This is a genomic window from uncultured Algibacter sp., from assembly GCF_947487575.1.
Taxonomy (GTDB): Bacteria; Bacteroidota; Bacteroidia; order Flavobacteriales; family Flavobacteriaceae; genus Algibacter_B.
Window position 1 is genome coordinate 82711 of the sequence record NZ_CANKXG010000010.1, and the last position, 21928, is coordinate 104638.

The 21928-nt window shown below is 31.5% G+C and carries 19 protein-coding genes and 1 tRNA gene; 10 read left to right on the top strand and 10 right to left on the bottom strand.

What is annotated here, in order from left to right; translation table 11 throughout:
- The first annotated feature begins 19 nt into the window (after positions 1-19).
- The gene (locus Q0870_RS12440; RefSeq protein ID WP_298555838.1) at positions 20-676 is read left to right on the top strand and encodes a metal-dependent transcriptional regulator; all 657 of its coding nucleotides are present in this window, start codon (positions 20-22) and stop codon (positions 674-676) included.
- Positions 677-832: 156 nt separating this feature from the next.
- Here the strand turns inward: Q0870_RS12440 and Q0870_RS12445 are convergent, their stop codons facing one another.
- The 4 genes from Q0870_RS12445 to Q0870_RS12460 form a co-directional block, all read right to left on the bottom strand.
- Positions 833-970: a FeoB-associated Cys-rich membrane protein gene (locus tag Q0870_RS12445; RefSeq protein WP_298555839.1), complete on the bottom strand. Its 138-nt coding sequence runs from the start codon at positions 968-970 to the stop codon at positions 833-835.
- A gap of 27 nt (positions 971-997) precedes the next feature.
- A complete protein-coding gene (gene feoB / locus Q0870_RS12450) occupies positions 998-3097 on the bottom strand; it encodes a ferrous iron transport protein B (protein ID WP_298555840.1) in 2100 nt (699 codons plus the stop codon).
- Complete coding sequence (locus tag Q0870_RS12455) at positions 3090-3326, bottom strand: FeoA family protein (protein WP_298555841.1); 237 nt, start codon at positions 3324-3326, stop codon at positions 3090-3092. The genes feoB and Q0870_RS12455 overlap by 8 nt, the downstream gene beginning before the upstream one ends.
- 461 nt (positions 3327-3787) lie before the next feature.
- Entirely contained in the window at positions 3788-4462 is a 675-nt protein-coding gene (locus Q0870_RS12460) for an SCO family protein (RefSeq protein ID WP_298555842.1), read from the bottom strand.
- A 163-nt stretch (positions 4463-4625) separates the two neighbouring features.
- Between Q0870_RS12460 and rseP the strand changes: the two genes are divergently transcribed.
- Positions 4626-5957 (top strand): RIP metalloprotease RseP, encoded by a 1332-nt coding sequence (rseP, locus tag Q0870_RS12465; RefSeq protein WP_298555843.1) that lies wholly within the window; start codon positions 4626-4628, stop codon positions 5955-5957.
- Between the two features lie 72 nt (positions 5958-6029).
- Positions 6030-6103, top strand: a tRNA-Asn gene (locus Q0870_RS12470).
- A 50-nt stretch (positions 6104-6153) separates the two neighbouring features.
- Here the strand turns inward: Q0870_RS12470 and Q0870_RS12475 are convergent.
- Positions 6154-6507, bottom strand: a complete 354-nt coding sequence (locus Q0870_RS12475) for an ArsC/Spx/MgsR family protein (protein ID WP_298555844.1) — start codon at positions 6505-6507, stop codon at positions 6154-6156.
- A gap of 57 nt (positions 6508-6564) precedes the next feature.
- Here Q0870_RS12475 and Q0870_RS12480 point away from each other — a divergent pair, with 57 nt between their 5' ends.
- Complete coding sequence (locus Q0870_RS12480) at positions 6565-7029, top strand: DinB family protein (RefSeq protein WP_298555845.1); 465 nt, start codon at positions 6565-6567, stop codon at positions 7027-7029.
- On the opposite strand, the gene Q0870_RS12485 is transcribed toward Q0870_RS12480, so the two are convergent.
- Complete coding sequence (locus Q0870_RS12485; RefSeq protein WP_298555846.1) at positions 7009-7728, bottom strand: DUF3298 and DUF4163 domain-containing protein; 720 nt, start codon at positions 7726-7728, stop codon at positions 7009-7011. The genes Q0870_RS12480 and Q0870_RS12485 overlap by 21 nt on opposite strands.
- Positions 7729-7813: 85 nt before the next feature.
- On the opposite strand from Q0870_RS12485, the gene Q0870_RS12490 reads away from it, so the two are divergent.
- Positions 7814-8953, top strand: a complete 1140-nt coding sequence (locus tag Q0870_RS12490) for a cystathionine gamma-synthase (RefSeq protein ID WP_298555847.1) — start codon at positions 7814-7816, stop codon at positions 8951-8953.
- 5 nt (positions 8954-8958) lie between these two features.
- Here the strand turns inward: Q0870_RS12490 and Q0870_RS12495 are convergent, their stop codons facing one another.
- Positions 8959-9762: a glutamate dehydrogenase gene (locus Q0870_RS12495; RefSeq protein WP_298555848.1), complete on the bottom strand. Its 804-nt coding sequence runs from the start codon at positions 9760-9762 to the stop codon at positions 8959-8961.
- Positions 9763-9964: 202 nt separating this feature from the next.
- On the opposite strand from Q0870_RS12495, the gene gdhA reads away from it, so the two are divergent.
- The 4 genes from gdhA (at position 9965) to Q0870_RS12515 (ending at position 16916) form a co-directional block, all read left to right on the top strand.
- Positions 9965-11308 carry an NADP-specific glutamate dehydrogenase gene (gene gdhA / locus Q0870_RS12500; protein ID WP_298555849.1) on the top strand — a complete coding sequence of 448 codons (1344 nt, stop codon included), beginning with the start codon at positions 9965-9967 and terminating at the stop codon, positions 11306-11308.
- Positions 11309-11430: 122 nt separating this feature from the next.
- Positions 11431-13782: a two-component regulator propeller domain-containing protein gene (locus Q0870_RS12505; RefSeq protein ID WP_298555850.1), complete on the top strand. Its 2352-nt coding sequence runs from the start codon at positions 11431-11433 to the stop codon at positions 13780-13782.
- Complete coding sequence (gene recO / locus Q0870_RS12510; protein WP_298555852.1) at positions 13782-14501, top strand: DNA repair protein RecO; 720 nt, start codon at positions 13782-13784, stop codon at positions 14499-14501. The genes Q0870_RS12505 and recO overlap by 1 nt, the downstream gene beginning before the upstream one ends.
- A 3-nt stretch (positions 14502-14504) precedes the next feature.
- Entirely contained in the window at positions 14505-16916 is a 2412-nt protein-coding gene (locus Q0870_RS12515) for a TonB-dependent receptor (RefSeq protein WP_298555854.1), read from the top strand.
- A 57-nt stretch (positions 16917-16973) separates the two neighbouring features.
- Here Q0870_RS12515 and Q0870_RS12520 read toward each other — a convergent pair whose 3' ends face one another.
- The gene (locus tag Q0870_RS12520; RefSeq protein WP_298555855.1) at positions 16974-19295 is read right to left on the bottom strand and encodes a T9SS type A sorting domain-containing protein; all 2322 of its coding nucleotides are present in this window, start codon (positions 19293-19295) and stop codon (positions 16974-16976) included.
- 107 nt (positions 19296-19402) lie between these two features.
- Between Q0870_RS12520 and Q0870_RS12525 the strand changes: the two genes are divergently transcribed.
- Positions 19403-19876 (top strand): regulatory protein RecX, encoded by a 474-nt coding sequence (locus Q0870_RS12525; protein WP_298555856.1) that lies wholly within the window; start codon positions 19403-19405, stop codon positions 19874-19876.
- Between the two features lie 65 nt (positions 19877-19941).
- On the opposite strand, the gene Q0870_RS12530 is transcribed toward Q0870_RS12525, so the two are convergent.
- Together Q0870_RS12530 and Q0870_RS12535 are read right to left on the bottom strand one after the other, a co-directional pair.
- On the bottom strand, positions 19942-20457 hold the full coding sequence (locus Q0870_RS12530) for a DUF6646 family protein (RefSeq protein ID WP_363317967.1): 516 nt from the start codon (positions 20455-20457) through the stop codon (positions 19942-19944).
- Between the two features lie 60 nt (positions 20458-20517).
- On the bottom strand, positions 20518-21378 hold the full coding sequence (locus Q0870_RS12535; protein ID WP_298555858.1) for a cupin-like domain-containing protein: 861 nt from the start codon (positions 21376-21378) through the stop codon (positions 20518-20520).
- Positions 21379-21928: the final 550 nt, after the last annotated feature.

The window sequence follows — 21928 nt, forward strand, 5'->3', positions numbered from 1 at the left end:
TTATATCTAAATTTTTAGGATGATAACGCTCACAGAAGAAAACTATATAAAGGCTATTTACCATTTAGGAAAGTATGGTGTTGATAATGTAAGCACAAATTCTATTGCCAAAGAAATGGAAACTAAGGCGTCTTCTGTAACCGATATGGTTAAGAAATTATCAGATAAAGGATATGCAAATTATAAAAAATATCAAGGTGTTACTTTAACTGAAGAGGGTAAAGAAATTGCGATAAATATTGTTAGAAAACATAGACTTTGGGAAGTGTTTTTAGTTGAAAAACTAAATTTCTCATGGGACGAAGTACATGAAGTAGCAGAACAGCTAGAGCATATAAAATCTAAAAAATTAATTAGTCAATTAGATGCTTTTTTAGAATTTCCTACACATGATCCCCATGGAGATCCTATACCAGATAAAACAGGAAAAATAAATAAAATTGACAAAATTTTACTTTCTGAGACTATAATAGGAGATCAATGTATTTGTGTTGGTGTTCAAGATTCTTCATCAGATTTTTTAAAGTATTTAGATAAGAACAAGATAGCATTAGGAACAGAATTAGTGGTTTCTCACCGTGAACCTTTTGATAATTCTATTACTATTAAAATAAAAAATAAAGAGCTAATTATATCTAATATGATTGCTAATAACTTGTTTGTGAAGGTGTCATAAATGAATTAGTAACAGTATCAACTCTAATTCTTTTTTAAACCAATAATCAAAGTTATATGTTTTTATGGGTGTTTAGTTACTTATTTAAGTTTTCAAAGGGATATCTTAATTACTTAAATCTACAGGTGAAAAAGTAATACTGTTTCTTAATAGAGTTTAGTGGCACCCGCATCCATCGTCGCCACCGCAAACCTTTTTAGGTTTTGATTTTTTCCAAAAGAATTTTTTAATCAAAAAAGACATGGCTAAAACCATTGCAGTAAAAACTAATATGTTTTGTACGATGTCGTTCATAATTAAATAGTCGAATTTGTTTCAATATCATTTCAAAAACTGAAAGGCTATTAAAGCCACAATATACGCAAAGGCTGTCATAATCACTAATTGTAAGATAGGCCATTTCCAACTGTTGGTTTCTTTTTTTACAATTGCCAAAGTACTCATACATTGCATAGCAAAGGCATAGAATAATAGTAAAGATATGCCAGAGGCTATGGTAAATAATGGCCCACCTAAAACTGGGTTTACTTCTCCAGCCATTCTGTTTTTTATGGTATCTTCATCATCGCTACCAACACTATATATGGTTGCTAAAGTACCCACGAAAACCTCGCGGGCAGCAAAGCTACTTATTAATGCAATACCGATTTTCCAGTCGTATCCTAGAGGCCTTATAGTTGGTTCTATGGCATGACCTGCAATACCAATAAACGAATGTTCTAGTTTGTGTGATGCTATTTTTTGCTGTAATATTTCAGTAGGTAAGTTTTCAGAAGCAAATTCTTTTTTTACAATTTCTTCAGCATTATTAAATTGTTCCCCAGGGCCATAAGATGCTAAAAACCAAAGAATAATGGAAATAGCTAAAATAATTTTACCAGCACCAAAAATAAATGCTTTTGTTTTTTCAATAACTGTTAAAGCCACATTTTTAAATAGTGGTAATTTATAATTAGGCATTTCAATAACAAAAAACGTTTTGCTTCTTATTTTTAAAATTCGATTTAAAATATATGCCGATATAATGGCGGTTCCAAACCCAATAAGATAAAGTAGCATTAAGGTTAACGCTTGGTAGCTTAATCCAATAAATCTACCTTCAGGTATCACTAAAGCAATTATAATAAGATATACTGGCAATCGAGCAGAACATGTTGTAAACGGTGTTACCAAAATGGTAATTAAACGCTCTTTCCAGCTTTCAATGTTACGAGTTGCCATAATAGCTGGAATAGCGCAAGCAGTTCCAGAAATAAGCGGCACAACACTTTTACCACTAAGGCCAAAACGTCGCATGATTCGATCCATTAAAAACACAACCCGACTCATATAACCGCTTTCTTCAAGCACAGCAATAAATAAGAATAGAAAAGCAATTTGTGGTATAAAAATAATAATACCACCCAAACCAGGTATAATACCTTCAGCCAGTAAACTCGTAAAGGCACCATGCGGTAATTGGTTTTTTGTCCATTCGCTTAATGAAGCAAACAAGCCATCAATAAAATCCATAGGCACGCTCGACCAGTCGTAAATAGCTTGAAATATTGTGAGTAAAATGATGCCAAAAATAACGTAACCCCAAACTTTATGGGTTAAAATTCTATCTAATTTAATACGTAAATCTTTAGCTTGACTTAAGTCAATAGATTGCCCTTGATCTAATGCAGCATTAATGAATTGATAGCGTTTTATAGTTTCTTTTTGCTGCAAACGTTTTAAGTCGGCTTTACTTTTTGTTTTAAAATTGGCAACAGGGTCAATTTCATTTCTATCGGTTTTTCCAAAATTTACATCTTGGGTAATAACAAGCCAAAGTTTGTAAAGGAGTTGATTTGGAAATGCATTTTTTAAGTTTTCAAAGTAATTAACATCAATTTGTGTGGTATCTATGCAGGGTTCAATAGAAACGTCTTTATAATTTGAGATAAGCTGTTTCAATTTATCAATACCTTGATTTTTTCGTGTACTAATAAGGGCAATTTTAGTATTTAGCTTTTCTTCCAAATAATCAATATCTAAAGAAATACCCTTATAGCTCATACGATCAGCCATATTAATAACTAATAGGGTTGGTATTTCTAAATCTTTTATTTGAGTAAAAAGTAAAAGATTTCGTTTTAAATTTTCAACATCGGTAACTACAACGGCAATATCTGGGAAATCTTTATCATTTTTATTAAGCAAAAGCTCAATAACAACATTCTCATCAAGCGAAGACGCATTTAAACTATAGGTCCCTGGTAAATCAATAATATGGGCTTTTACGCCACGAGGGAGTTTACAAATACCCTGTTTTTTTTCAACCGTAATACCAGGATAATTACCAACCTTTTGGTTTAAGCCCGTTAAAGCATTAAAAACCGAGGTTTTTCCAGTGTTTGGGTTACCAATTAGCGCTACATTTATTTGTTTACTCATGCGCTATTTTTTCAATTAAAATATGAGAAGCTGTTTCTTTTCTAATAGCTAAATGCGAACCGTTTATGTTTAAGTACATAGGGTCTTGAAATGGAGCAACTTGAACTAACTGCACAGAATTACCAGGTAAACAACCCATTTCTAGTAATTTTAATGGAATATGTATAGATGAAACATCAGTAATAATGGCTCGTTCACCGCGTTTTAAGTGTGCTAAAGTATCTTGCAAGCTTATTTAGATTGATTTTAAAGAAGCAAAAATAGTGTAAAAGTTTAAAAGGGAAAAGCTAAAAAGTTTTTAATATATAAATAATTCTTTGAGCTTTACTCCAGAGTCGGACATTTCTATGTAATCCCAAACACAGCCACCTTTCAATTTAGTGACATTTTAACATACAAATAGCTTATTTAAGTATTGTGGGGTTAATATAGTATATAAACTTACCAAATCTGTTGTTTTTCATGGATTATAAGCGGCTTAAATTTGCATCAGAATAATTATTAAAACCCCAAAAAAATAATATTATGAAAACAAGTAATAGAATAGTAGTAGAAAGTAAAGTTGGAACGAAAACTAAAAAATTTAGCAACGCAAGTTCTTTAGTTTGGAATTCAAAAAGACGTTTCAAATAATTATAAACATTATGAAAAAAAGAGGTTGTCTGAAAAGACAGCCTTTTTTATGCAAACTTAATGTTCATATTCTTTTTTCAAAATCAAAATATCATCGAGTAAACGGCCTATGTCTTCAGAATCTGTACCATCATAAAACCCCCTTATTTGTCGTTTTTTATCAATTAGCATAAAATTTTCGGTATGTACCATATCAAAAGGACCACCATCACCGTTATCTTTTACAGCTAAATAACTTTTACGTGCTAGTTTGTAAATGGTCTTTTTATCACCAGTTACTAAGTTCCATTTTTTATCATTTACTCCTTTTTTAATGGCATACCGTTTTAATTGAGCTACAGTATCAATTTCAGGAGTAACAGAATGCGAGAGCAACATTACGTCATTATCATTTAAAATTTCTTTCTGAATTTCAGCCATATTAGTTGTCATAATTGGACAAATTGTTCTGCATGTGGTAAAAAAGAAGTCGGCAATATAAATTTTACCCTTATAATCGTTTTGTGTAATGGTTTTTCCGTTTTGATTTGTTAAACTAAAATCTGCTATTTTATGATATTTTTTGTGATGCTGAATAGTACTATCAACAAGTTCTGTGCTTACCATTGTAGGTTGATAAATAGGCAATGGTTGATAAACGTTTAAGGTTTTATAAATAATAGCAATTATGATGACAGAGATAACACCAAATACAATGGCAAATACTTTGTAATCTTTAAAAAAAGACAGCATTTTTTCGAATTTTTACTTAAAACTTATACAAAAATACGATGATTTTTAGTGTCAATACATTTATACCAAACATAAATTATTGTTAAATCGAACTCCATTAGACGAATGACTTTTTAAACTTGGTTTAAAAGCTTACTTTTGTGCGATTATAAAAAAATTGTAGATGTCAGTATTTTTAATAAAAGGAGCTCAATTGCTTTTGAGTCTTTCCATATTAGTTGTTTTACATGAGTTAGGACACTTTATACCTGCTAAGATTTTTAAAACTAGAGTAGAGAAGTTTTATTTGTTTTTTGATGTAAAATTTTCATTATTTAAAAAGAAAATTGGCGAAACAGTTTATGGTATTGGTTGGTTACCTCTTGGTGGCTATGTAAAAATTTCTGGAATGATAGATGAGAGTATGGATACCCAGCAAATGGCTCAAGAGCCACAGCCTTGGGAGTTCCGTTCTAAACCTGCATGGCAACGATTAATTATTATGTTAGGTGGAGTTACAGTTAATTTTATTTTAGCCATAGTTTTATTTATAATAATGTTAGCGGTTTGGGGAAATAACTATACTACAAAAGATGGAGCAAAGTATGGCTATGGAGTTACTAAAACATTGGAAAATTATGGTTTTCAACAAGGCGATAAAATAATCTCTATAAATGATGAACCTCTTGAAGAGATTACTATTCCTATAAACAAGTATTTAATGTTTCGTGATGTTGATAACGTTAAAGTAGAACATCTAAATGGCACTATTGAAGAAATTAAACTTCCTGAAGATATAGGTACTCAATTATTTGAGGCTGGAGATTTACCTGCACTAGAACCACGTTCTCCTTTTCAACTAGATTCAATAGTAGAAGGTTCTCCTGCCGCAAATGCAGGATTACTACCAAAAGATAAAATTGTTGCAATAAATGGAGAGCCAATCACTTATTTTTCAGACTTTACTTATGGTGTAAAAAATAATGTTAAAAAAGACATAGCTTTGCAAGTAGAACGTAATAATGAAAAACTAAATTTAGTAATAACACCTGATGAAGATAAGTTGATAGGTATAGTTACCACAAAAACAGATTCAACTTATATAAAATATTATGAGAAAGAGTATACTTTTTCTGAAAGTATATCAGGAGGTCTTAGTCAAGCATTTTGGGAAATTAAAGATTATTTAGCTCAGTTTAAATATATATTTACTAAAAAAGGAGCATCACAAATTGGAGGATTTGCTGCTATAGGTAATATGTTTCCGCCTGTATGGAATTGGCAAGCATTTTGGTATTTAACAGCATTTTTATCCATCATGTTAGGAGTTTTAAATTTATTACCAATACCAGCATTAGATGGAGGTCATGTAATGTTTTTATTATATGAAATGGTGTCTGGAAGAAAGCCAGGAGATAAATTTATGGAGTATGCTCAAATGGTAGGTTTCTTTATCTTAATAGCTTTAGTTTTGTTTGCAAACGGGAATGATATTTATAAAGCTATTTTTGAATAATTTTTTTTGTAATTATATTGTTAGTAATTAAAAATTAATATATATTTGCGCTCGCAAAAGCGAAAAACACACTCCTTCTTAGCTCAGTTGGTTAGAGCATCTGACTGTTAATCAGAGGGTCCTTGGTTCGAGCCCAAGAGAAGGAGCAAAAAAAGTCCAACATAAATGTTGGACTTTTTTATTTTGTTTCCAAATACTAAGAATTAATAAAACTTTTTGCAGCTTCAATAGTTTTTTTAGAATTCCCTACAAAAATCTGATTATCAACAATAATAACAGGTCTGCTTAAAAACGTGTAGTGTTCAAGAATGTAATGTTTATAATCACGTTCAGTTAAATCTTGATTTTTTAAGTCCATTTCTTTGTAAAGTTTAGCACGTTTACTAAACAATGCTTCATAACTCCCTGATAAAGCTTCCATATCTTCAACTTGTTTAACTGTAATAGGTTCAGATTTAATATCCTGTAAAATAAATTCAGAAGATAAATGCAGTTCGTTTAAAATTCTAGTGCAGGTATTGCAGGTCTTTAAATAATATACTTTTTTCATGGATTTGATTATTTATAAAAACAAATTAAAACTATATTTATCGAAAAAATAAATAAAATGGATTTTACATTTCAGGTTTTAAAAAATACAAGAGCAATTTTTAATGAAATTATTGAAAACAATACGTTAGAAGATTTAAATAAAATCCCAGAAGGATTCAATAATAACATCATTTGGAATATTGGTCATACTGTAGTTTCAGAGCAATTATTGGCTTATAAATTGTCTGGTTTAGAATCAACACTTTCTGATGATTTGATTAATAAATACAGAAAAGATTCAAAACCTGAAGGCGATTTAACTCAAGATGATGTTAATGAAATAAAAGAGTTGTTATTTTCAACCATTGAAAAAACAAAACTTGATTACAATAATGAGGTGTTTAAAACATATAATAGCTATACAGTATCAACAACAGGAAATACCTTAAATAATATTGATGAGGCTTTGCAATTTATAGTAATTCATGAAGGTTTACATTACGGCTATATTTTAGCGCTTTTAAAGACTGTTAAAAACTAAATTAGACTTAGTGTTTTCAAAAGGAATAACAAACTCAATAATGCCAGTTGAGTAAGGGGCAATTTCAAAAGTATTGTAAAGCAGCACTATGCCATCTTCACTATATCCAATATTTGCTGGAAGTTTGAATTGTTTATAATCCTGCAATAAACTTTTGCCCTTTGTAGCTTCTTTAAAAAATGGTTTGGTAAGTGTTTTAAAAGCTTCAATGTCTTTAAAAAGTTTGTTGTTTTTAATGCGTTGTCCGGTTTTAGAATTAAAGTTTAAAAAAGTAATATTTAAATTACCATGAGCACCGCCAGTATTTGTGAATGCTGTTATGGCAACACTTATAAGTTCTGAAGATTGATACATAACTTCGCCGTCAATTTGAGCCTCCCACTGATGTGAAGATTCTGGAAAATCACTTTTAAACGTTTTATATTCATTATTAAAAGAATCAATACTTTCTTCTATTGAAGTTGAGGTTGTTCCATCTTGATTTCCAATTTGTAAGGCCGCAATAACTATATTTTGAATTTCAGAATTTATCTGATTTGATACTATTTCTTGTGCATCAAATTGAGGAATGTTTACTTCTACAATGGAATTACCTTTTGTAGTAATATTTGTATCTATAAAAATAGTTTTCTGTTCTTCTTTACAACTAAAAAAAACTAAAAGACAACAAAATGGTATAAGATATTTATAGCAGCGCATATGTTAAATATAAATTCATATTAAAGATAATTAATGCATTTGGATACACCGAATTAAAACTTATTTTTGTGTAAATATGAATAAAATGAAATTTAATACAAAAACAATTCACGGAGGCCAAGAACATGATAAGGCTTATGGAGCAGTTATGCCTCCAATATATCAAACAACTACATATACTCAAACTACACCTGGAGGGCATAAAGGGTATGAATACTCAAGAACTCATAACCCCACTAGAAATGCTCTAGAAAACGCTTTTGCAAGTATTGAAAACGGTAAGTATGGCTTGGCATTTGGTTCTGGACTAGCTGCTATTGATGCCGTAATTAAAATCCTAAAGCCTGGTGATGAAGTAATTTCTACTAATGATTTGTATGGGGGTTCATTTAGGCTGTTTACTAAAATATTTCAAGATTTCGGAATTAAATTTCATTTTATAGGCATGCAAAATGCTTCAAATATAGAAGATTACGTTAATCAAAACACGAAACTTATTTGGGTTGAAACACCTACAAACCCTATGATGAATATTATAGATATTAAGGCCGTGTCAAAAATAGCAAAAGCGCATAAGGTCTTATTGGCTGTAGATAATACATTTGCCACGCCATATTTACAACAGCCACTTAATTTAGGAGCCGATATTGTTATGCATTCTGCAACTAAATATCTAGGCGGACATAGTGATGTGGTTATGGGAGCTTTAATAGTTAAAGATAAAGACTTGGCAGATAGGTTATATTTTGTTCAAAATGCTAGTGGTGCAATTTGTGGTCCTCAAGATAGCTTTTTAGTATTAAGAGGAATTAAAACATTACATGTTAGAATGCAACGCCACTGTGAAAACGGTAAAGCAGTAGCAGAATATTTAGCAAGTCATCCAAAAATTGAAAAGGTGTATTGGCCTGGGTTTAAAAATCATCCAAATCATGAAATAGCCAAAAGTCAAATGAGTGATTTTGGTGGTATGATATCTTTTACCACTAAAGGAAATAATTATGAAGAAGCTATAAAGATTGTTGAAAAACTTAAAGTATTTACTTTGGCAGAATCGTTAGGTGGTGTAGAATCGCTTTCTGGACATCCTGCAAGCATGACACATGCAAGTATACCAAAAGAAGAACGAGAAAAAACTGGAGTGGTAGATTCTTTAATTAGGCTTAGTGTAGGTATTGAGGATATAGATGATTTGATTGCTGATTTAAAGCAAGCTATAGGGTAATTTTATTAATCTAGATAATATATATATCCAATGTTTAACCAAACGAGCCAATCATCATTTTTATTAGAGTCTAACTGATGGTTTAATCCATCTATACGGTCGTTAAAATAGTATTGCCATCTTAAATCTAACATTAAATCAGATAACTTAGTTAGTTTATACCTAACACCAACACTAGAAACTACAGACCATGCACTTCCTGGTGAAGCATCAACCGAACCAGGATCCCAAGCAGAATGAAAGTTACTAGGGTCTGTAATATCACCAATAGCAGTAGGGTCTAGATTAGCGTAAGTAGTACTTACTCCGGGAGTAAAAGACGTGTAATGAACACCCAAACTCACAAAAGGAGCAAAGCTATAGGCAAATCCTTGAAAATCGCGAATGCTTAAAGGAAAAAACTCTAGTTGAGTACCAATATCAAGATTTTCTGCAACACCTTTATGGGCTCTTAATTTGTCGGCATCAGATGATGTACGGTCAGGAGCAACCCATTTTCCAAGATGTTCTAAATTTGTTTTATTATAAGAGAGTTCGTTTCTTAATTTAAAATGGTCATTAAAATAAGTATCCGTAGTATAGCAATTACAATCTGCTCTATATGAAAAATTTAAATAGTGAACAATCCCTATTCCAAAGCCAGAATTGCCAAAATTTGTTTTTGAATCCTCACGAACACCAAAATCAGATCTAAATTGTACTGGACCAGCAATAACACCTATTTCATGAGAAAAGCCCAGTTGCGCATTGGCTGTTTGAATTAAAAGAAACAAGCAAAAAGCTGAAGCTAAATGTTTCAAGTTAAGCATAAAAGGTTTATTTTTTTGAGGGCATTATTAAAAGCAAATATATAAAAACTAGTAAAACAAACAAACATTAATAAATTGCAGGAAAACCCTGTTAAAATTTTTATTACGAAATTCAAAAAAAAATACACATTTTTTTGAATATAACGTATATTTGAACCTATAAATTACTTATTTAATAAATAAAGTTGCAATAATTGTAAATATGAAACAAACCATTGAAGCGTTTTTAGACCTTGTAAAAGAGAGAAATGGGCATGAACCAGAGTTTTTACAAGCCGTAGAGGAAGTAGCAGAAACTGTGATTCCTTATATTGTCAAACATGATATCTATTATGGTAAAAACATTCTACTTAGAATGGTTGAGCCAGAACGATTAATTTCTTTTAGAGTCTCATGGGTAGATGATGATGGAGAAATACAAGTCAATAGGGGTTATAGGGTTCAAATGAATTCAGCAATTGGCCCATATAAAGGTGGTTTGCGTTTTCATCCTACAGTAAATGCCAGTATTTTAAAATTTTTAGCCTTTGAGCAGGTATTTAAAAATTCTCTAACTACACTGCCAATGGGTGGAGGAAAAGGAGGAAGTGATTTTAATCCAAAAGGTAAATCGGATAATGAAATTATGCGTTTTTGCCATGCTTTTATGAGTGAATTGTTTAGGTACATAGGCCCAAATACTGATGTTCCAGCAGGAGATATAGGTGTTGGTACTAGAGAAATTGGTTTCTTATTTGGGATGTATAAAAAACTAAGAAATGAGTTTACAGGAGTTTTAACAGGAAAAGGTATGTCTTGGGGAGGTTCGTTAATTAGACCAGAAGCTACTGGGTACGGTAACGTATACTTTGCTCAAAAAATGCTTGAAACTAAAAATGATACCATCGAAGGCAAAGATGTTGTTATTTCTGGTTCTGGTAATGTAGCACAATATGCTGCAGAAAAAGTGATCCAATTAGGAGGAAAGGTTTTAACGCTTTCAGATTCATCAGGTTATATTTATGATGCTGACGGAATAAATGAAGAAAAGTTAGCTTTCGTTATGGAACTTAAAAATGTTAAACGAGGCAGAATAAATGAGTATTTAAAAAAGTATACACATGCAAAATACGTAAAAGGAAAAACTCCTTGGGAAGTTAAGTGTGATGTTGCTTTACCGTGTGCTACTCAAAATGAACTAAATGAGGAGGACGCAAAAGCACTTTTAGATAATGGTTGTATTTGTGTAAGTGAAGGGGCTAATATGCCTTCTACTAAAGAAGCTATTGCTGCTTTCCACAAAGCTAAAATACTGTTTGCTCCAGGAAAAGCTTCTAATGCTGGTGGTGTAGCTACATCTGGTTTAGAAATGACTCAAAACTCATTAAGGTTTAAATGGTCAAGAGAAGAAGTTGATAATAAGCTTAAAGATATTATGTCAGATATTCATAAATCTTGTTTAGAATATGGTAAGGATGATGATGGATATATTGATTATGTTAGAGGGGCAAACATTGCTGGGTTTGTAAAAGTTGCCGATGCCATGTTAGCGCAAGGCATTGTTTAAATAATTTTTTAAATTTTATAAAAAAGCTTCCTGATTTGTTAGGAGGCTTTTTTGTTTAAAATATATTATTTTCAAGTAAAACTCGTTAGTTATAAATATATTTGAATATTCAAAAAGTAACTATGTATAGAAGAGTAATAGCAATTTTAATTTTTCTATTTCCATTATTCCAGTTTTCACAAGATTTTTCAGCGCTTTGGAAAGGTCATTTTTCATACAATGAAATTAAAGATGTAACTCAAGGAAATAATATTATTTATGCAGCTGCAGATAATGCTATTTTTAGTTTAGACACCCAAACTAATGAAATGCAGGAGATAACTACTGTTAATGGTTTGTCTGGGGAAAGTATTTCAACTATTTATTATAGTAATAATTATGAGTTATTGGTAGTTGGATATGAAAATGGACTTATTGAAGTAATATTTGATAATGATTCAGAAATATTATCTGTTGTTGATATTATTGATAAGCCCACAATTTCGCCATCTGTTAAGAAAATTAACCATATTAATGCATATCAAAATCTTATTTATATATCAACAAATTATGGTATTTCGGTTTATGATTTAGAAAGACTTGAATTTGGAGATACTTACTTTATTGGAAATGGAGGGAGCCAAATCCCTGTGACTCAAACTACAATTTTTGAAGACCATATTTTTGCATCTTGTTTAGAAGGGAATGGTATAAGAAAAGCACCAGTTTCTAGTCCTAATTTAATCGATTATCAAAATTGGGAAGTGGTTTGGGGAGGTAATTGGCTAGGTATAGAATCTAATGGTGATAGGCTTTATACTACAAATACTAACCGAAAAATTCATGAAGTTATTGGAAGTTCAATAAGCGAATTATTTTCCTACCCAAGTTTACTGTTAGATTTAAGATCGGTTAATTCAAATTTAATTGTTACTACCAATAGTGAAGTCTATGTGTATGATTCAAATTTTAATATTATTTCTCAAGTACCTATTAATTCAGATTTTGAAACACAATTCACTTCAGCTATAATAGATTCAGAAAACATTTATATAGGCACAAAAGATTTAGGGATATTAAAAACACCTATAAACAATATATTAACTTTTGAAGAAATTCATCCAGACGGACCTCTTTCAAATAAGCCATTTTCTATTGAATCTGAACCTAATGGTTTGTGGGTTACCTTTGGAGAATACACTTTGTTTTATAATCCATATCCATTAAATAACCGAGGAATTAGTCACTTAAAAGATGATATTTGGATTAATAATCCATATGATGAAGTATTAGAAGCAAAATGTTTAAACGAAATTGCTATAAATCCATTTAATAATAGTCAAGTGTTTATAAGTTCTTTTTTTAGTGGTCTTTTGGAGGTTAATGAAGATTTCCCGGCCACATTGTATAATGAAACAAATAGTGGTTTAGAATCGTTAGTTATAGCTAGTAATCCAAGTTATAAAGATTTAAGAGTAGGTGCTTCAATATTCGATCAAGATGGTTTATTGTGGACTGTCACAAGTAGAATTGATGAACCCTTAAAATCGTATAACCCAATTTCAAACCAATGGAATTCTTATAGTTTTACTGATATTATCGGTGATGGATTTGGAGGTGGAAACCTTGGTTTTTCTGATATTGCGATAGACAATTCTGGAGTTAAATATATAGGTTCATATGCACATGGGGTTATTGCTTTTGATGAAAATGGTAGTAATCCATTATTAAATAATGTAAGTGAAGAAGAGGAAAATATGCCTCATGAATATGTTACATCTCTTGCAGTAGATAATAGAAATCAACTCTGGATTGGTACTTTCAGTGGTTTAAGAGTTTTATACAATACATCAAGTTTTTTTACAGGGGAAGATTTAAGAGTAGATGAAATAATAATTGAAGAAGATGGTATTGCAAAAGAATTATTATTCCAGCAACTTATTACAGATATTGAGGTTGATGGTTCAAATAATAAGTGGATAGGAACATCGGATGCAGGTTTATTTTATTTATCCTCAGACGGACAAAACACCATTTTTCATTTTACTAAAGATAACTCTCCCTTACCTTCAAATAGTATAAATGATGTATCAATAGATGGCGTAAATGGTGTGGTTTATATCGCTACAACTAATGGGCTTTTATCATTTAATTCAGGTAGCTCTGCTACTATAGAAGATTTATCTAGTGCCCATGCTTATCCCAATCCAATACGTCCAGGATTTAATATTGTTGAGGAAAAAGTAAAGATTAAAGATATATCCGAAAATGTAAATATAAAAATCACAGATATTGAAGGTAACCTAGTTGCCGAAGCGCAATCTAGAATTAATCGAAGATATCAAGGCTATAATTTGGAGATTGATGGTGGGACAGCTTATTGGAATGGCAAAAATTTAGCAAACAATGTGGTAGCATCAGGAGTTTATTTAATAATGCTTTCAGATTTGGATAGCTTCGAAACTAAAGTTTTAAAATTAATGGTAGTTAGATAATGCTTATAACTACAAACGCTATTGTTCTATCTAAATTAAAATATAGAGATAATGACTTAATTGTAAAATGTTACACTCAGGAAGTAGGTATAGTTAGTTTTTTATTGAGAGGTGTTTTAAAAAGCAAAAAAGGAAACTCGAAAATTGCCTATTTTCAGTTGTTATCGCAAATACAAATAGTCTTTACATATAAAAACACAAGGTCTTTACAAAGCATTAAAGAAACAAAGTTAAATCACATATATTCCAGTTTACATTCCCATGTTTTAAAAAGTTCAATAGTTATGTTCTTATCTGAAGTATTGTCAAATACATTGCAAGAAGAAGAACAGAATGAAACACTTTATAGTTATTTAGAACATACCCTTTTATGGCTAGATTCGCAATCTGAATATGCCAACTTTCATCTACTGTTTCTGCTAAAATTAACTAAGTATTTGGGGTTTTATCCAGATACTAGTAACATAGATACTGCTTTTTTTAATTTATATGAAGGTAAGTTTGAATTAAGATCAAGCAATAAGTATGCTATTTCTGGAGAAAATTTAACACTTTTAAAACAGCTGTTAGGCATAACATTTGATGCTTTACCAAATATAAAAATTAATGCAAAGCAAAGACAGTCTTTTTTAAGTATGATTTTGCTTTATTTTGAACTACATTTGGGGAGTTTTAAAACCCCTAAATCATTACAAGTATTTAATCAAGTTTTTAGCTAAAACATGAAGTCTTTTTATTTGTCATTCTTCTTTTTACTTGTATCTATCTGCTCTCAGGCACAAAATATAAAAGTGCTTAATAATATTACAAAAGAACCCATTTTTGGTGTAGCTATTTACAATGTAGATAAGTCTAAAAGTGTTGTTACTAATTTTAGAGGAGAGGCCGAGTTGGATAAGTTTTCTGATAACGAGCTTATTTATTTTAAACATTTATCACATGTTTTGAAATCTATAGCTAAAAACCAAATTGGGAAATCAAATAAAATATTTTTGGTTTCTAATACTCAAGGTTTAGAAGAAATTGTGATTTCAGCATCAAAATTTCAACAAAATAAAAAAGACATTCCACAAAAAATTATAAGTGTTGATGCCAAAAGCATTCAATTTAAAAACCCGCAAACTAGTGCTGATTTATTGGAAAGTACGGGACGAGTTTATATTCAAAAAAGCCAACTAGGGGGCGGTAGCCCACTGATAAGGGGTTTTTCAACAAATAGACTGTTGATTACTGTTGACGGAGTAAGAATGAATAATGCTATTTTTAGAGGCGGAAATATTCAAAATGTCATTTCGATTGATCCTTTTTCAATTCAAAATACAGAAGTCACTTTAGGTTCAGGATCCGTAATATACGGAAGTGATGCTATTGGTGGTGTTATGAGTTTCTATACTCAAAAACCTAAATTATCCTATTCAGACTCCTTATTGTTTAGTGGTGCCGCAGTTGTAAGATATGCATCTGCAAGTAATGAAAGAACAGGGCATTTTGATTTTAATTTGGGTTATAAAAAATGGGGGTTTATAACAAGTGCTAGTTATACTGATTTTGATGATTTAAGAATGGGAAGCCATGGTCCTGATGAATATTTAAGACCTGAATTTGCTCTAGAAACATCAACAGGTGATGTGATTCTTCAGAATAGCAACCCTCTAATTCAAAAATATTCTGGCTATAATCAGCTAAACTTAATGCAAAAAGCACATTATGAACCTTATGAAGATTTAAGCTTTGATTTAGGCTTATACTATACCACAACATCTGATATTCCAAGATACGACCGTTTAATTCGTTATAGGAATGATGTGTTGCGTTCTGCTGAATGGAATTATGGACCGCAACAATGGTTTATGACTAATTTTCAGGTTACAAAATTGAGTAGTAAATCTAATTTATACAATAAAATAAAAGCCACTTTTGCGTTTCAAAATTTCAAAGAAAGCAGGATGGATAGAGATTTCCAATCTTCAGTAAGGAATATTCGTAAGGAATCTGTTGATGCCTATTCTTTTAATCTCGATTTAGAAAAGCGGTTTTCGACAAAAACACAATTTTTCTATGGTGCCGAATATGTTTACAATAAAGTAAGGTCTGAAGGTTTTGAGGAAGATATTTCAAATAACACCAAAATAGCGGCCATTTCAAGATACCCAAATGGTTCAAATTGGCAATCGGCTGCAGTATATACAAGCATTAAATATAAGCCTAATACAAAGTTTGTGTTTCAATCTGGTTTGCGCTTTAATTATGTAGTTTCTAAGGCAGATTTTACAGAAAATAACGTTTATTTAAATTTACCTTTTGATTCCACAAAAAATGAATCTGAAGCATTAACAGGAACAGCTGGTATAAGTTGGTCACCAAATCCAATAATACAATGGAAACTAAATGCATCCTCAGCATTTAGAGCACCTAATATTGATGATGTTGGGAAGGTTTTCGATTCTGAACCAGGATCAGTAGTTGTGCCTAATGAAGACTTGAGGCCAGAATACGCTTATGGTGGTGAGCTAGGTTTAAAATTAAACTTTAATGACAAGTTAATTTTGGATATGAGCACCTATTACACCTATTTAGATAACGCATTAGTAAGGCGCCACTATAGTTTAAATGGTGAAACTGAAATTATTTATGATGGTGAATTAAGTAATGTACAGGCAATACAAAATGCATCAAGAGCATGGATTTACGGGTTCGAAGTAGGTTTGAAAATGCCAATTACTAAGCGATTGGATTTAACATCACAGTATTCCGTAATTGGGGGAAAAGAGGTTGAAGATGGTATTAAAGTGCCTATACGCCATGTAGCCCCAAATTTTGGAAACACGCATTTACTTTGGACTTTAAATGACTTAAAATTAGATTTTTTTGCTAATTATAATGGCGATTTATCTTTTTATCAATTGGCGCCTTCTGAAATTGAAAAGGATTATATCTACGCTTTAGATTCTAATGGGAACCCCTATAGTCCAACGTGGTACACGCTTAATTTTAGAGCGCAATACCAAATTAATAATGCAATTTCTATAACAACCAGTTTAGAAAATATGACCGACCAGCGTTATAAAACCTATTCTTCAGGAATTGCATCCGCAGGAAGAAACCTTATTTTATCATTAAAGTATAGTTTGTAAAAAGCAAAAGCTCTAGTTTTTAACTAGAGCTTTTGTTTGAAATATAATTTCTTGTAATTACTTTTTAAATGCTTTTTTTGTAATAGTTGTACCGTTTAATAGGGTAACTTTAGCTATATAAACACTGCTACTTAAATTTGATAATTTATAAGTTTCAGAAGTTTTATGACCTTCAAATTGATATAATTGTCTTCCTAACAAATCAAAAACGCTAACAGTTTTAATAACTCCTGAAGCTGTAAATCGGACAGCATCATCTTCTAATTCAACAATTTTTAAAGTGTTTGAATTGGCATCTATATCTTCAGTTGATAAAGCTGAAGAGTTAAAATGAATTTCGAAACGGTCGTTAAATTCTCCAACTTCAGATGTGAACGTATAATCCGAATCAGATAGGTTATGTACTGTATTTAAAAGGTTGTCTTTTAAATACACATCATTTTCTGTTAAGAAAGCGCCTTGTAATTGCGCAATTGATAATTTGTAAAGTGTAGCAACGTCTATATTAGTGCTATAACCAAGGCTGATGATTTCATCTTCAGCTAAACTTTCAGGTGCTTTACCTTGAACAGCAAATTTTTCATTGGAATCTTCAATAGATGAATATAAAGTCGCTGAAAAATCAGCTTTTAATAATCTTTGAGCATCATATGACATACCATCGTTTAAATCTGTAGCACCATCTACATATCCAACTAATATTTGGTTAAACACACCATTATCAGAGGTTAAATTAACCCATAATTTATTAGCAATATTACTTGAAGTCTTTTTAGACTTTGTGTTTTTAAAGAACTGATTATTGCTAGTACCGTCAGCCATTCTCATAGCATTGGTAAATGTTACATTGCCATTACCTAAACCAGCAATAAAAAAACTTTGTCCAGAAGGAATAAATTGATCTGGAGTTACTCCACTTGCTCCTGCTGCACCTCCTGTTCCTACAGTATAAGTTGCATAGTCATTTTGATTAAAATTTAAACCTTCATTTCCGGGATTAGCAGCGTCAGGTGGTGAAGCTTGTGACCAAAAATATGCAACACCATTAACCATACTAGAATTCGCTTGCTGAAATGCAATAAAATCTATTGCAGAAGGGTATGGGTTTCCAATTAAATTCCAATACGTACCAGTATTCGCAATGTTGAAAGCAATGTTTGTTGTAATATCTCCAGTGTTAAATTGTCCTTCAAAATTTGCTATACCTATTCCAGGAATAAAAAATTGGGATTCTGCAACCGCATAGCCAACACCTGCATCCATGGTTCCATCCGAAATTTTCCAATCAGGAAGAGTATTGTCGTTAACATTATCCCCATTAGTATCAACAAAATTTGCAGCATCAAACCAAAAACGTCTGCCATAATCTACATCAGGGAAAACACTCCAGAGCGTTTCTCCAATAACGGGAGAACTCCAGTAAGTATAATAATACCAAGCAGCTTTAGAAGCTGTTTGTTTATTTACTCTCCCAACTCCAACAAAAGTCCCACTATTATCATTTTGAACAAAATTACCTTGAGTTTCTACATAAAGTTCTCCATTAACAACAACATCCTTTTCAACTTCAACAAAAGCCCCATTATCAACAGTTAACCTATTTGTGGCATTTATTGTAAGAGAACAGGCCGAAAAACTACCTCCATCTGTTGATGTATTGTAATTATCATCAATGACAGCATTTACATTGTTTGTTGGTATTCCATTATCCCATGCACCAGCAGTCCAAGTTGTTGTTGTTGGACATGATAAAACACCCCATATTTCAATATTATCGACAGCTATATCTTCACCACCAGCATTAAGTCTAAATTCTATTTCAATGTCCAATAAAGACCCAGTTCCAGGAATGTTTTCAATAAATTGTGTAAAGGTACTAGTTATGGCAGTACCATCTCCTGTCCCATCAAAGTTGGTGTCAATTAATGGTTCTGTATTTGTCCCACCACTCCCTTCAATCCACAATAAATCTGTAAATGTGCCAGAGTTATCAATATCATAATTAATATGCACAAAGTCAGTATCATCCCAATGCTGATTAGTACCAAGATCATCTTCAGCTAAGTGTATCCTAAATTCAAGACTAGTATAACTATTAATATTTACATCATCTAAAAGTAAAGTTAATGGGAGAATCGCAGACGTAGGGGAAGTGTCTTGCGCTGCAAAGTAGTAAGAACCTTGCTGGTTAAAAAAATCTTCATTTAAAATATTTGAGCCATCCGTACGAAGAAAATAATCTTGTGATCCATCGGTAAACTCTGAATCATTAGTTGTATAGCCTCCTGCAGATTCAAAAGTTAATTCAGCAATTTTAGTCTGCCCATAACCAAAGTTAAAAGCCAATAGCACCACTATTAATAAAGTAATTTTTTTCATAGTTATAAGTTTTAAAATCTATACTTAGACTGGGCTTTGTATAGTAGATTTGGTTTTTATATATTTTTATTCTAATTGTTAATTTAACATTGCTATTTTTGGTGCAAATGCAAACAAAAAAAACATATACGGTACAAGAAGCCACTAGAAAACTAGAGCATTATTGTGCGTATCAAGAACGTTGCCATCAAGAAGTGCGAAAAAAGTTAGAATCTTTACACATGATACCCGAAGCTATCGACGTGGTAATAGTCCACCTTTTGAAACATAACTTTCTTAACGAAGCACGTTATGCCAAAACATTTGTAAGCGGTAAGTTTAGAATTAAGGCTTGGGGCCGACGTCGATTAACTTTCGAATTAAAGAAAAAAGACATTGGCAAAGTTAATATAAATCAAGCACTTAGCGACATAGAAAACACGGAATACATCGAGGTTTTCAATGCTTTAGCCGAAAAAAAAGCGAATTCTATTACAGGAAACGATAAGTATAAAAAAAGAAAGAAATTGATCGATTATCTGTTATATAGAGGCTGGGAAACGCACTTAGTATACGAAAAGGCCAAAGAGTTTTTCGGTTAAATCCATAAAAAAGCGGATTAGGTTTTAAACCTAATCCGTTTTTTTAGGTGTTTTAAAGTCTAGGTTTATAAGTTAAAAACAGCACCTAAATTAACAGTAAATTGATTGTGTAATGTTTCAGGAGCATTTGAAGGTTCGGAGTATTTAGCAAAAGGAGCATTTAATTCGGTATAAAGACCAAAACCTTCCGAAAAGAAGTAACGTGCACCTAAATGCCCACCAAAGTTTTTAAGTCCAAGACTTAAACCAGGATATACATCAAAATTTTCGTCAACATTAATTACGTTTCCTAGGTTAGCATTAAAACGGGCTCTAACATCAAAACGGTCACCAAAGCCTGCGTCTAAATCATCATTACCAGTATTTTTTAAAGCATCATTAACACCTAAAAGGTAAGTGGTAGATACACCTATCGAGATATTTTCGCCTATACCGTAATCATAACTTAAATTAATACCAGTACCATTTTTTTGCAAATTGGCACCTACTTGAAATTTGTTATCTTCTTTTCCTATATATGCCTGAGCATTCACAGCCGAAAAGCTAAGTATAGTTAATAATAAAATTAAATTTTTCATCATTTGGAGTTTTAAATTTAAGAGGTCAAAGATATTACAAGTTTTCTAATATCAAAGCTTTATTTATAGATGTTTATGAGTTCTAGTAATGGCTTTTTCGTTTTTCCAATCAATCCATTTTTGCCCTTTAATGCGGCGCATTATATTATCAAAATTTCGCATAATAAACACATTGTAAACCGCTTTGCTAAAGTTTTTAGGGTTTCTAGCAATGGCACGCAAACTCATTGAAAACCCTGGTGTTATATAGCGCATGTAATGCCAGTAACCTTCTGGCATATACAACACTTCACCATGATTAAGCTCCGTTTTGTAACCTTTAGCCTTTTTAAGTATGGGCCACTTTTCAAAATCTGGGTTATTGAAATCAATGTCTTCTCTTGTAATTAAAGAGTGCGGAATTTTATACAGGTAGTTATTCTGTTTTTGGTCAAATAAAATACATTGTTTTTTGCCTTCAAAATGAAAATGAAAAATATTGGCCAAATCAATATCGTAATGCATAAACGTGTGAGAATCTTGTCCTCCAAAAAATAGCATGGGGATACCTTTCATAAGCCGCAAACCAAAATCAGGAAACATAAAATCGTTTTGCAAAGCAGGAATTTCTTTTAAGGCATTCCATAAAAAAATACGATATTTAGTTGGCTCCCGTTTCAGTAAATCCACATAATCACTAAGTTTCATTTTAGCATGTGGCTCATTAAAACCATCCTTATAATCAACTGGTCTATCATCGTATAATGGTACAGTTAAATTGCCACCAATGGTTTTCATGTACTCTAAATTCCACTTGGTGTAAGCTGGCCAATCTTCAATAAAACGCTCAATAACCACAGGTTTTTGTGGCTTAAAATAGTGCTTTAAAAAGTCCGCTTTGGTAATCGTTTTTACGCGCGGAATATCTTGTAAGTTTAACGACAAGGTGTAATTAGTTTAGTAGTGTAAAGTTAATAAAACGTAGTTAATTTAAAAATTGTGTTTTTGGCGTTACCCGAAAAGGGTCGGGCTTTATTCGTTGATTTTTATTGTAAATTAAGGAACTCATGAATATAAATATTTCGGTAGTCGCTTTTTTGTGTTATATCGAATGAACTTTGAAATGATTGATAATAAATTTGAATTAAATTTTTTTTAGATAAAATAGAAAAGATAAACATAGCCTTAGTTACGGTTCTATTTTATATTGAAATATAAAGGAAATAGAAACTAATTTAATCGATTATTTCAAAGTTTATTTGGTATTATATAGGTGCAACAACACAAAAAGAGCTTCAACAAAACCTCAATCCCTAACGCGGGTTCAATGACATTAGGTTAAGACAAATTATTCTCTTTTGTCACATTGAGCGCAGTCGAAATGCTATTGAAAAGAAGATTCTATTAGGTCTTCGACTACGCTCAGACTAACATTATATTCTTAACTTAATGACATTAATCGCGGTAGTCGCAAAGGCATTTTTTTAAAAAAAAT

Bases quoted from the DNA above. Each gene is read 5' to 3' on its own strand.
- rseP (WP_298555843.1), top strand. From the start codon at position 4,626: ATGTCAGTATTTTTAATAAAAGGAGCTCAATTGCTTTTGAGTCTTTCC.
- recO (WP_298555852.1), top strand. From the start codon at position 13,782: ATGCTTATAACTACAAACGCTATTGTTCTATCTAAATTAAAATATAGA.
- gdhA (WP_298555849.1), top strand. From the start codon at position 9,965: ATGAAACAAACCATTGAAGCGTTTTTAGACCTTGTAAAAGAGAGAAAT.
- Q0870_RS12505 (WP_298555850.1), top strand. From the start codon at position 11,431: ATGTATAGAAGAGTAATAGCAATTTTAATTTTTCTATTTCCATTATTC.
- Q0870_RS12485 (WP_298555846.1), bottom strand. From the start codon at position 7,728: ATGCGCTGCTATAAATATCTTATACCATTTTGTTGTCTTTTAGTTTTT.
- Q0870_RS12525 (WP_298555856.1), top strand. From the start codon at position 19,403: ATGCAAACAAAAAAAACATATACGGTACAAGAAGCCACTAGAAAACTA.
- Q0870_RS12520 (WP_298555855.1), bottom strand. From the start codon at position 19,295: ATGAAAAAAATTACTTTATTAATAGTGGTGCTATTGGCTTTTAACTTT.
- Q0870_RS12475 (WP_298555844.1), bottom strand. From the start codon at position 6,507: ATGAAAAAAGTATATTATTTAAAGACCTGCAATACCTGCACTAGAATT.
- Q0870_RS12460 (WP_298555842.1), bottom strand. From the start codon at position 4,462: ATGCTGTCTTTTTTTAAAGATTACAAAGTATTTGCCATTGTATTTGGT.
- Q0870_RS12530 (WP_363317967.1), bottom strand. From the start codon at position 20,457: ATGATGAAAAATTTAATTTTATTATTAACTATACTTAGCTTTTCGGCT.
- Q0870_RS12445 (WP_298555839.1), bottom strand. From the start codon at position 970: ATGAACGACATCGTACAAAACATATTAGTTTTTACTGCAATGGTTTTA.
- Q0870_RS12490 (WP_298555847.1), top strand. From the start codon at position 7,814: ATGAAATTTAATACAAAAACAATTCACGGAGGCCAAGAACATGATAAG.
- feoB (WP_298555840.1), bottom strand. From the start codon at position 3,097: ATGAGTAAACAAATAAATGTAGCGCTAATTGGTAACCCAAACACTGGA.
- Q0870_RS12495 (WP_298555848.1), bottom strand. From the start codon at position 9,762: ATGCTTAACTTGAAACATTTAGCTTCAGCTTTTTGCTTGTTTCTTTTA.
- Q0870_RS12480 (WP_298555845.1), top strand. From the start codon at position 6,565: ATGGATTTTACATTTCAGGTTTTAAAAAATACAAGAGCAATTTTTAAT.
- Q0870_RS12515 (WP_298555854.1), top strand. From the start codon at position 14,505: ATGAAGTCTTTTTATTTGTCATTCTTCTTTTTACTTGTATCTATCTGC.
- Q0870_RS12440 (WP_298555838.1), top strand. From the start codon at position 20: ATGATAACGCTCACAGAAGAAAACTATATAAAGGCTATTTACCATTTA.